Source organism: Aeromonas sp. R7-2 (genome assembly GCF_040908105.1).
Taxonomy (GTDB): Bacteria; Pseudomonadota; Gammaproteobacteria; order Enterobacterales; family Aeromonadaceae; genus Aeromonas; species Aeromonas caviae.
In genome coordinates this window covers 1-10,244 of the sequence record NZ_JBFODC010000033.1, presented here as the reverse complement: position 1 = coordinate 10,244, position 10,244 = coordinate 1, and the positions used below count along the sequence as shown (strand labels likewise).

The window sequence follows — 10,244 nt, the reverse complement described above, 5'->3', positions numbered from 1 at the left end:
AACATGCCTTCGGCTCCTGTGGTCAGCCCAGCCAGTACACCATCAACTCATAGGCGGCTTCGCCCACCTGGTTCGGTCTGGCTGACGGGGCCTGATAGCTGAGGTAATAGCGGGTCGCCTGCGCCAGGGGGAGGGCGCGGCTTGCTTCGAGGGGTTGTCCGTTGAGCGCCAGCGTGATCCGGAGATCATCCTGCTGTGGCAGGGAGCCGTAGAGTGCGCGGGCTTGCAAACGATAGGTGGTGTTGAAATCCGGGTGGCTCAGGTCTGCTGCCAGGATCTGGACGGGAGCCTGTGCCGGATCCGAATTGATGGCCTGGAGGCCTGGGTGGGTAAGCGCTACTTCCATGTTGGTCTCTTTGCTGGCGGTGGCCTGCCAGTTCAGCTGGCTCACCTGCGTATTGGCGTGAACGGCGGCACTGCTGCAACCGATCATCACTGCCAGCACCATGCTTTTTTGAAACATAGTTATCTCCTTTGTCGGACTGGGCCCTCCTTGGCGAGGGCCTCCTCTTATCGGCGCTTTCCCCGAAAGCTGAACCGCTCTCCCCGGATTCGCCCATGAGTCGGCGGCAGATAAGGGGTATGATCCGCCCCCTGGCGCCATGCCATTGACGGAGGAGAGCCATGCTCGAAAATCAGATGATGTTGTTGGCGGTGTTTGAGCGGGCGGCGCTGATGCTGATGACGCTCTTTCTTCTCACCCGCACCCGGCCGTTTCAGCGATTGTTCCAGAAGCGTGACCACACCCCGGCCGAGCTGGTGCTGGTGGCGGCCATCTTCAGTCTGTTCGCGGTGTTCAGTACCTACACCGGCATTCCGGTGGAGGGGGCCCTCATCAATGTGCGGATCATCGCCATCATCTCGGGCGGCATCCTGTTCGGCCCCTGGGTCGGCATTCCGGCCGGGGTCATCTCGGGGCTGCACCGCTATCTCATCGACATGGATGGCCACACCTCCATTCCCTGTCTCATCGCCAGCATCATCGCCGGCCTGCTGGCCACCTGGCTGCACCTGCGCTGTCGCAAGTCGCGGCTCTGGCTCTATGGCATCCTGGCGGGGATGGCCTGCGAGGGGCTGACCATGCTGCTTACCTGGCAACTGACCGAGCCCCATGCGGTAGGTGTGGAGATAGTCAGTCATATTGCCTACCCGATGATCGCCGGTGCGCTCTGTATCGGGCTCATCATCAAGCTGGTGCAGGATCTGGATGACGAGAAGGAGCTGATTGCCGCCAAGCAGGCCAAGCTGGCGCTCGACATCGCCAACAAGACGTTGCCGTTTTTCCAGAACATCGATCGCCACTCCCTGAGCCAGGTGTGCGGCATCATTCGCAGCGAGATCAGCGCCGATGCGGTGGCCATCACCGATACCCGCGACGTGCTGGCCTATGTGGGGGTGGGCAAGGATTACTACGAGCTGGACGAGCACCACGCCATCAGCGACATGACCCACAGAGCGGTGCTGCTGGACCAGATCATCATCAACAACGATCTGCGCCAGTATCACCTCTCCGATTTTCACTCGGTCATCATTATTCCGCTGCGGGAAAACGGCGCCGTCAGCGGCACCCTCAAGATCTACTATCGCCGCACCCACAGCATCACCAGCTCCCTCAAGGAGATGGCGGTGGGTCTCTCCCAGCTCATCTCCACCCAGATGGAGGTGTCGCGCATCGAGCAGCTCAAGGAGATGACCCGCAAGGCGGAGTTCACCGCGCTGCAGAGCAAGATCAACCCCCACTTCCTGTTCAACGCCCTCAATGCCATCTCGTCGCTGATCCGCATCCGTCCCCAGCAGGCACGCCAGCTCATTGCCAATCTGGCGGATTACCTGCGCTACAACCTCAACAAGGGGGACACCCTCATCGACATCCAGGAGGAGCTGCAGCAGGTGCGCGACTACGTGGCCATCGAGCAGGCCCGCTTCGGCGACAAGCTGGAGGTGGTGTTCGAGGTGGACGACGTGCATATCCAGGTGCCGAGCCTGCTGTTGCAGCCGTTGGTGGAAAACGCCATCCTGCACGGCATCCAGCCCCGCAGTGCGCCGGGTCGGGTCACCATCGAGGTGAAGCAGCTGGCGGGCGGCATCCGGGTCGCGGTGCGCGACACAGGCTACGGCATCAGCCAGGCGGTGATCGACGGGGTCGCCGCCGGTCGGGTGGAGAGCCGCAGCATCGGTCTGATGAACGTGCATCAGCGGGTCAAGCTGCTCTATGGCGACGGCCTGCACCTCAAGCGGCTGGAGCCGGGGACCGAAGTCTGTTTCTATCTGCCTGATCAGGAGGCAATGCCATGCTGAAAGCCATCATAGTGGAAGACGAATGTTTGACACGGGAGGAGCTGGCCTCTCCTGTGCTCCTTATGGGGGCAATATCATGCTGAAAGCGATCATTGTGGAAGATGAGTATCTGGCCCGCGAGGAGCTGGCTTTTCTGGTGGGGCAGCACAGCAACATCGAGATAGTGGCGAGCTTCGAGGACGGGCTGGAGGCGTTCAAGTATCTGCAGGATCACGAGGTGGACGTGGTGTTTCTGGATATCCAGATCCCCGCCATCGATGGCCTGCTGCTGGCCAAGAACCTGCACAAGTCCAGCCATCCGCCCCACATCGTCTTCGTCACCGCCTACAAGGAGTTTGCGGTGGAGGCGTTCGAGCTGGAGGCGTTCGACTACATCCTCAAGCCCTACAACGAGCCGCGTCTCATCAATCTGCTGCAGAAGCTCGAACTGGCGGGCAAGTCCCAGCCCCAGGGTGCGGAGTCCGGGTTGCCACAGAACCGCACCGTCAATCTGGTGAAGGGGGAGCGCATCATCGTCACCCCCTGCGAGCAGATCTACTACGCGGAAGCCGACGAGAAGCTGACCCATGTCTACACCCGTACCGATCGCTACGTGATGACCATGACCCTCAGCGAGTTCGTCAGTCGGTTGCCTGCCGAGGGGTTCTTTCGTTGCCACCGCTCCTACTGCGTCAACATCAACAAGATCCGCGAGATAGTGCCCTGGTTCAACAGCACCTATCTCATCCGGCTCCATGACCTGCCGTTCGAGGTGCCGGTCAGCCGCAGCAACATCAAGGCGTTCCGTCAGCTGATGCGGCTCTGATTGTCATTCATTCCCGCCGATCTGCATTTCATGCCTTAATCGGTCGGCGGGAGTGGCGTCTTGCCTATAGTGGCCCCAATTTCCTTAAGGCCATTCCTCGAGACGCATCATGACCATCGATCTGAATCGCACCCGCTACCTCACCCTGTTGGGGACCATCATCACCCAGTTCGCGCTGGGATCCGTGTACACCTGGAGCCTGTTCAACGCCCAGCTTTCCGACAAGCTGGACGAACCGGTCAGCCAGGTCGCCTTCGCTTTCGGCCTGCTCAGCCTCTCCCTGGCGGTGGCCTCCTCCCTGGCGGGCAAGCTGCAGGAGCGGTTCGGGGTGCGCAATGTCACCCTGGGCGCCGGGGTGCTGCTCGGCATCGGCTTCTTCCTCACCGCTCATGCCAGCAACCTGGCGATGCTCTACCTCTGCGCCGGCATCCTGGTCGGTTTTGCCGACGGTACCGGCTACCTGATGACCCTCTCCAACTGCGTGAAGTGGTTCCCGGAGCGCAAGGGGCTCATCTCCGCCTGCTCCATCGGTGCTTATGGCCTCGGCAGCCTGGGTTTCAAGTACATCAACCTGCTGCTGCTCTCCAGCAATGGCCTTGAGACCACCTTCCAGCTGTGGGGGCTGATCGCCATGTCCATGGTGCTGGTGGGTGGCATGCTGATGAAGGATGCGCCCCAGCAGGCCTCCGCCGTGCAGCAGAGCGAGAATCGCGACTTCACCCTGGCCGAGGCGATGCGCAAGCCGCAGTACTGGATGCTGGCGCTGATGTTCCTCACCGCCTGCATGAGCGGTCTCTACGTCATCGGCGTAGCCAAGGACATCGGCGAGAAGATGGTGGGCTTGCCGGCCGTGGTCGCCGCCAACGCCGTCGCCATCATCGCCATGGCCAACCTGGGCGGCCGGCTGGTGCTGGGCATCCTCTCCGACAAGATGTCCCGTATCCGGGTCATCACCATCGCCCAGTTGATTACCCTGGCGGGCATGGCGCTGCTGCTGTTCGTGCCGCTCAATGCCAACCTCTTCTTCGTGGCAGTGGCCTGCGTGGCGTTCAGCTTCGGCGGCACCATCACCGTCTACCCCTCGCTGGTGAGCGACTTCTTCGGCCTCAACAACCTGACCAAGAACTACGGCGTCATCTACCTGGGCTTTGGTCTGGGCAGCATCATCGGCTCCATCGTGGCCTCCCTGTTCGGCGGCTTCATGGCGACCTTCAACCTCATTCTGGTGTTGCTGGTGGTGGCGCTGGTGCTCTCCCTCACCATCCGCCTGCCGGCTCCTGTTGCGGCTGTCGACAGGGCCTGATCCCTCTCGCTTCTCAAGTCATAAAAAAAGACCCGGGCCTTGGCCCGGGTCTTTGCATGTCAATGGGTGGACTCAGCGTGGGGGCAGACCCAGCAGGGCGCGCAGCTGGTACGCGGTGGCCTCGACCGCCGGCCAGTCGCGGCCAGTGACGGTGACGTGGCCCATCTTGCGGCCGGGGCGGGCTTCGCCCTTGCCATAGAGGTGAAGGTGCACCCCGGGCAGGGCCAGGGCGCTAGCCCAGTCCGGCGTGCCGTCTTGCCACAGATCCCCGAGCAGATTGAGCAGGATGGCGGGCTGAACCTCAGCCTGTACCGGCAACGGCAGATCGCACAGGGCGCGCACCTGCAACTCGAACTGGCTGCAACCGGCGTTGTCGATGCTGGGGTGACCCGAATTGTGGGGCCGGGGGGCCATCTCGTTGACCAGCAGCTCACCGCCGACCAGGAAGAACTCCACCGTCAGCACGCCCACATAGTCGAGGGCGGCGATGATGTGCTCGGCGATGCGCTGGGCCTCGCGCTCCAGGGCGGGCACATTGGCCGGGGAGCGGGTCTGATCCAGGATGCCGCCGCTGTGCCAGTTCTGCACCAGGGGCAGGGCACTGATGGCACCGCTCGGACTGCGGGCCAGGGTGAGGGCAAACTCCCCCTCCAGTGGCAGGCGTTTTTCCAGCACGCAAGGGACACCGCTGGCGGCCAGGGCCGCTGGCAATTCGCCCGCATTGTGGATAGTCCACTGCCCCTTGCCATCGTAGCCCTCGCGGGCGGTCTTGAGGATGGCGGGGAAGAGGTCGCTGGGCAGGGCGGGCAGCGGCTCGCCGGGCAGCAGGGTCAGGTTCGGGGCGACCGGTACACCGGCGCGGGTCAGGAAGGCTTTCTCTTCCCGGCGATCCTGACAGACACGTACTGCGCTCGCGGCCGGACGCACCGGCTTGTACTGCTCCAGCAGGGCCAGGGAGGCGGCGGGCACGTTTTCGAACTCGCAGGTGATGGCGTCGCAGCGGCTGGCCAGATCGCGCAGGGCATCGGCATCGTCATAGGCGGCCACAATCTGCTCGTCGGCGGCTGCACCGGCGATGCTGACGGGGTCCGGGTCCAGCACGATCACCTTGTAGCCGAGACGGTGGGCAGACATCACGAAGTAGCGGCCGAGCTGGCCGCCACCGAGCATACCCAAAGTGGCGGGGGGCAGTATCATGCCGGCTCCTCCAGGGTGAGCGCCAGCACCCGGTCGCGCTCCTTGGCGCGGAAGCCGTCGAGCTGCTGGTGATAACGGGGAGCGTCGCCATCCTGGGCGACAGAGAGCAGGGATACGGCGAACAGACCGGCATTGGCGGCACCCGCCTCGCCGATGGCGAAGGTGGCGACCGGCACGCCCTTGGGCATCTGCACGATGGAGAGCAGGGAATCCATCCCCTTGAGCTGGCGGGTGGGGATGGGCACGCCCAGCACCGGGATCGTGGTCTTGGCGGCCAGCATGCCCGGCAGGTGGGCTGCGCCGCCGGCGCCGGCGATGATGGCGCGCAGACCGCGATCGCGCGCACTGGCGGCATATTCAAACAGGAGATCCGGGGTGCGATGGGCGGATACGACGCGCGCTTCATAGGGCACGCCGTGCTCCTTGAGGATGCGGGCGGCGGCCTGCATCACGGGCCAGTCAGAGTCGGAGCCCATTACCAGGCCGATCATAGGGGGGGTCGTCATTACGGCTTCCTCGGATGTCAAACGTTTGCCGCATGTTACCAAAAAGCCGTGGGATCTGGCTCAACATTTCTTGTGTTTGACCCGCTCGAATGACGGTCAACGAGCCTCAAGGTACGAGAGGGGGCGAGGATCTGCGCCACTTGGCACCGACTTTGGGTAAAAACGACATTAGAAATCCAGATGGCTATACATCCAAGACGGCTCTGCCTATAATCCCCCCGCTTTGGCGCATCATGCTTAAAAGGGAATCCGGTGAGAATCCGGAGCTGGCGCGCAGCGGTAAGGGGGAACGAAGCGACATCAGGGCACTGCCGTCAGGTGGGAAGCCGTCGCCGTAGGCCATCAGCCCCCAAGCCCGAAGACCTGCCAAAGTTCGTATTTCGGGCCGAGAGAAACCGGCCACGAAGTAGATGCTTACGCGAACTTAAGGATCTCTCATGTCCAAGACATTATTGGCGGCTGCCCTGTTGCCAACGGCGGCCTTTGCCCAACAACTGACCATCCCCGTCAATCCCACCATGGTGGTGACCGCTACCCGTGTCGCCCAGCCTGCCTCCAGTGTGCTGGCGCCCGTCAACGTGGTGACCCGTGACGAGATCGATCGCCTGCAAGCCCAGACCGTGACCGACGTGGTCAAGACCCTGCCCGGCGTGGAAGTGGTCAGCAACGGCGGCCGCGGCCAGCTCAGCTCGCTGCGGGTACGTGGTGGCACCTCTTCCCAGACCCTGGTGCTGGTGGACGGGGTGCGCAGCGCCTCTCTGACCGCCGGGATGACCGAGCTCAACAACCTGCCCCTCAACCAGGTGGAGCGGATCGAATATATCCGCGGTGCGCGCGCCACCATTTATGGATCCGATGCCATCGGTGGGGTCATCAATATCATCACTCGCCCGGATCAGGGGACCAATCAACACAAGTTCAACTTGGGTGCGGGCTCCCACAAGCAGCGTCAGGCCGCCTTCAGCAGCGCCAGCCAGGTGGGTGATGCGGGTCAGATCAAGGTCGCTGGTGGTTTCGATGACGAGACCGGCTACAACGTGCATCCCATCGTCGGGGTGAACGATGGCGACAAGCATGGCCACCGGGGTTACAACGCCATGGTGGATTATCAGCAGGCGCTGGCCAGCAACTGGGATCTGTTCGGTACGACCCGTTGGTTCCGCAACATTGCCCAGTACGACAGATCCTCTGCCGCTTCCGCCTGGGGCCCGGCGTTTCATCAACGCAACGAGACCTGGACCGAGAACCAGAGCTACCAGCTCGGCTCCCGCTATCATGACGAGCGCTACCTGAGCGAACTGCGCGGCGCCTTCTCCAAACAGGATGCCTACGACTACCCGGATACCAGCGGCCGCGATCAGTCCGCTGATCGACTCTATACCCGTCAATACACCCTGAACTGGGTCAACAGCGTCAAACTGGACGAGAGCTGGACCCTGGGGGGCGGCGCCGACTGGCAGCGCGACATGCTGGACGATAGTTCCCGCTCCTCTGGCGTCGCCTTCCCGAGTGACGCCGATGAGCGTGACAACACCGGGCTCTATGCCCTGGCCCAGTTTGACAACCAGGTCTGGCAGGCCGAGCTGAGCGGTCGCAGCGATGACAACGAGCAGTTCGGACGTCACAACACCTGGCAAACCGGCGCTGGCTGGCGCTTCGTTGAGGATTATCGCCTCAGTACCCGCTACGGCACCGGTTTCCGTGCCCCCTCCTTCAACGATCTCTACTACCCAGGGTCCGGCAATCCTGATCTGAAGCCGGAAGAGTCGAAAAGCCACGAGTTGATGCTGGACGGACAGACCGCTGGTGTGGAGTGGCGCTTGACCGGTTATCGCAACGACTTCGAGCAGATGATCCAGTGGGCACCGGACAGCCAGGGCATGTGGACGCCGCAAAACGTCGGCAAGGCGCGGATTGAAGGGGTTGAGCTGGAAGGGGAGTTCGAGACCGGCTGGCTGAGCCATCGCGTTTCCGCCGAATACAAGGATCCCAAGGACAAGGTCACCGACAAGCAGTTGCAGCTGATCTCCCGCAAGGGTGCCAAGTGGGTGAGCCAGGCGCAGTGGCAGCAGTTCGATGGCTCCCTGAGCTGGATCTACCAGGGTGAGCGTTATGGTGACGCGGCCAATACCACCCAGCTGGGCGGCTACAGCGTGTGGAACCTGGCGGTGGGCTATCAGGTTGCACCGTCCTGGAAGGTCTCCGGCAAGATCAGCAACCTGCTGGACAAGGAATACCAGACCTCGGTGGGTTACCCGGCTGACGAGCGTGCCTACTATGTGACGGTGGACTACGCACTCTGATCCCCTTGTCTGGATCTGAAAAATCAGGGGCCCTGCCATTGGCAGGGCCTTTTCTATTGGCGCCGGGCGGGAGTATGATCGCGGCCTCGCATTCAAGGGGGAGCTCAGGTGGCCAATATTCTCGTGTTCGACTCCGGTATGGGCGGTCTGACTGTCTATGGGGAGATCCGTCGCGCTCTGCCGGAGCACAACTATTTCTACAGTTTCGACAATGCCCACTTTCCCTATGGCGAGCTGAGTGAGGCTGCCCTCATCGAGGCTTGTACCGGACTGGTCAGCCACATGGTGGCCGAGCACGCCATCGATCTGGTGGTGATCGCCTGCAATACCGCCAGCACCATTGCCCTGCCATCCCTGCGTACCGCACTCAGCATTCCCGTGGTCGGCGTGGTCCCCGCGATCAAGCCTGCCGCCGCCCTGACCCGTAACGGCTACATCGGTCTGCTGGCAACGCCCGGCACCGTCAGCCGTGACTATACCCATGAACTCATCGCCCAGTTCGCCCCGGGCAAGCATGTGCTGCTGAAGGGGGCCACCGAACTGGTTATCGAAGCCGAGCGCAAGCTGGCGGGGTTGCCGGTCAATATGGCCCTGCTCAGAGAGGTGCTCGCAGACTGGATGGAAGGGGAGGAGAGGCCGGATACCCTGGTGCTGGGATGTACCCACTTCCCCTTGCTCAACGAAGAGATCAAACAGCTGATGCCGGAATGCCAACTGGTCGATTCGGGTCTTGCCGTGGCAAGGCGGGTGGCGCATCTGCTGGCGACACTGCCGGTCCAGGCGCCTTGCGAGGGGACGGGGCGTGCCTACTGCACGCGACTGGATGCAGGGGCCCAGAAACTGACAGCCCCCTTGCAAGCTTGGGGGCTGTCGTCACTCGAAGAAGTGGTGTACTGAATATCAGGCGTCGACGTCGTTGACGTCCTTCTCATCCCGGTCCCGCTTGTCATTTGCTTCACGCACTTTCAGGGTGCGCTGCTGATACTCCTTGTCATTGAGCGCGGCGATGGCCTTGGCCGCATCGGCGACAGGCATCTCCACAAACCCGAAGCCCCTGCGTTTGCCGGTGGCCTTGTCCTTCATCAGACGAACTGACAGTACCTGACCTTGCTCGGCAAAGAGTTCGCGCACCGCAATCTCGTTGGCGCGATAGGGCAGGTTGCCTACATATAAGGTACAGGTCTCCTGGCTGGTCGCCTGTTCGAGGATGGTGGCAGGCGCACGGTTAAGGAAGAGCGGTACCACGAAACCGCCAATGGCCAGACCGGCGGCAAAAATGACTTCGACTTTCAGAGAGAACTGCAGGGCCTGGGCAACCAGATAGCCGAGCAGCGCCAATACCAGAGCAAGAACTGCTGCCTGCACATAAACGGGAAACTTGGATAAATTCATCTTTAAAGACCTTTTGTAAATGAAAGCAAAAAAGGTGCAACACTCTATTCACCTTCATGGTAACCAGCTTTACGACCAGACGCTACCATGGACCACTTGAGGTAAATTATCCGCTTCAGTATGGCATTCCTTCAGCCAGGAAGATCCTGATAAATGCCAATAAAAGAGGGCTGAAATCATCAGCTTGTGGATAACATTGTATATATACACTGGGTAAGTTGTTTCTAACTGGATAATTTGAAGTTTCCGTGACTTTCTTCAAAAATTCCCTTGTCATCGCAATCGGCCTCCCTATAATGCGCCCCTACCAGCACGGCGGAACACGCCAACCTGATGAGCCAGCTGCCTTAGGAAGTGGGCGCCGAAAGAAAAGCGAAAACAACCGCTTGACTTTCGAAGTGAGGAGCGTAAGATGCGCCTCCTCAACGCGATAAGCGTGA

The 10,244-nt window shown here is 61.6% G+C and carries 9 protein-coding genes and 1 riboswitch; of the genes, 5 read left to right on the top strand and 4 right to left on the bottom strand.

All coding sequences use genetic code 11. The features are described 5' to 3' along the window. Nucleotides 1-22 precede the first annotated feature (22 nt). Nucleotides 23-463 carry a hypothetical protein gene (locus tag AB5Y47_RS13165; RefSeq protein WP_368220296.1) on the bottom strand — a complete coding sequence of 147 codons (441 nt, stop codon included), beginning with the start codon at nt 461-463 and terminating at the stop codon, nt 23-25. A gap of 161 nt (nt 464-624) precedes the next feature. Between AB5Y47_RS13165 and AB5Y47_RS13160 the strand changes: the two genes are divergently transcribed. From AB5Y47_RS13160 to AB5Y47_RS13150, 3 genes are all read left to right on the top strand, one after another. Then, nucleotides 625-2,298, top strand: coding sequence for a LytS/YhcK type 5TM receptor domain-containing protein (locus AB5Y47_RS13160; RefSeq protein WP_368220295.1), 1,674 nt, complete (start codon nt 625-627; stop codon nt 2,296-2,298). 76 nt (nt 2,299-2,374) lie between these two features. Continuing rightward, the gene (locus tag AB5Y47_RS13155) at nt 2,375-3,103 is read left to right on the top strand and encodes a LytTR family DNA-binding domain-containing protein (RefSeq protein WP_069651566.1); all 729 of its coding nucleotides are present in this window, start codon (nt 2,375-2,377) and stop codon (nt 3,101-3,103) included. 109 nt (nt 3,104-3,212) lie between these two features. Beyond that, nucleotides 3,213-4,406 (top strand): MFS transporter, encoded by a 1,194-nt coding sequence (locus AB5Y47_RS13150; protein WP_069651565.1) that lies wholly within the window; start codon nt 3,213-3,215, stop codon nt 4,404-4,406. A gap of 72 nt (nt 4,407-4,478) precedes the next feature. Here AB5Y47_RS13150 and AB5Y47_RS13145 read toward each other — a convergent pair whose 3' ends face one another. Both AB5Y47_RS13145 and purE read right to left on the bottom strand, forming a co-directional pair. Beyond that, nucleotides 4,479-5,603, bottom strand: a complete 1,125-nt coding sequence (locus tag AB5Y47_RS13145; protein ID WP_368220294.1) for a 5-(carboxyamino)imidazole ribonucleotide synthase — start codon at nt 5,601-5,603, stop codon at nt 4,479-4,481. Continuing rightward, nucleotides 5,600-6,109: a 5-(carboxyamino)imidazole ribonucleotide mutase gene (gene purE / locus AB5Y47_RS13140; RefSeq protein WP_029313402.1), complete on the bottom strand. Its 510-nt coding sequence runs from the start codon at nt 6,107-6,109 to the stop codon at nt 5,600-5,602. The genes AB5Y47_RS13145 and purE overlap by 4 nt, the downstream gene beginning before the upstream one ends. Before the next feature lie 207 nt (nt 6,110-6,316). Next, a riboswitch (cobalamin riboswitch) is annotated at nt 6,317-6,495 on the top strand. Between the two features lie 51 nt (nt 6,496-6,546). Here purE and AB5Y47_RS13135 point away from each other — a divergent pair. After that, entirely contained in the window at nt 6,547-8,412 is a 1,866-nt protein-coding gene (locus AB5Y47_RS13135) for a TonB-dependent receptor (protein WP_049636934.1), read from the top strand. Between the two features lie 108 nt (nt 8,413-8,520). Further along, nucleotides 8,521-9,309 (top strand): glutamate racemase, encoded by a 789-nt coding sequence (gene murI, locus AB5Y47_RS13130; RefSeq protein WP_049636935.1) that lies wholly within the window; start codon nt 8,521-8,523, stop codon nt 9,307-9,309. Nucleotides 9,310-9,312: 3 nt separating this feature from the next. Here murI and AB5Y47_RS13125 read toward each other — a convergent pair whose 3' ends face one another. Further along, nucleotides 9,313-9,804, bottom strand: coding sequence for an RNA-binding protein (locus tag AB5Y47_RS13125; RefSeq protein WP_041212101.1), 492 nt, complete (start codon nt 9,802-9,804; stop codon nt 9,313-9,315). Between the last annotated feature and the right edge of the window lie 440 nt (nt 9,805-10,244).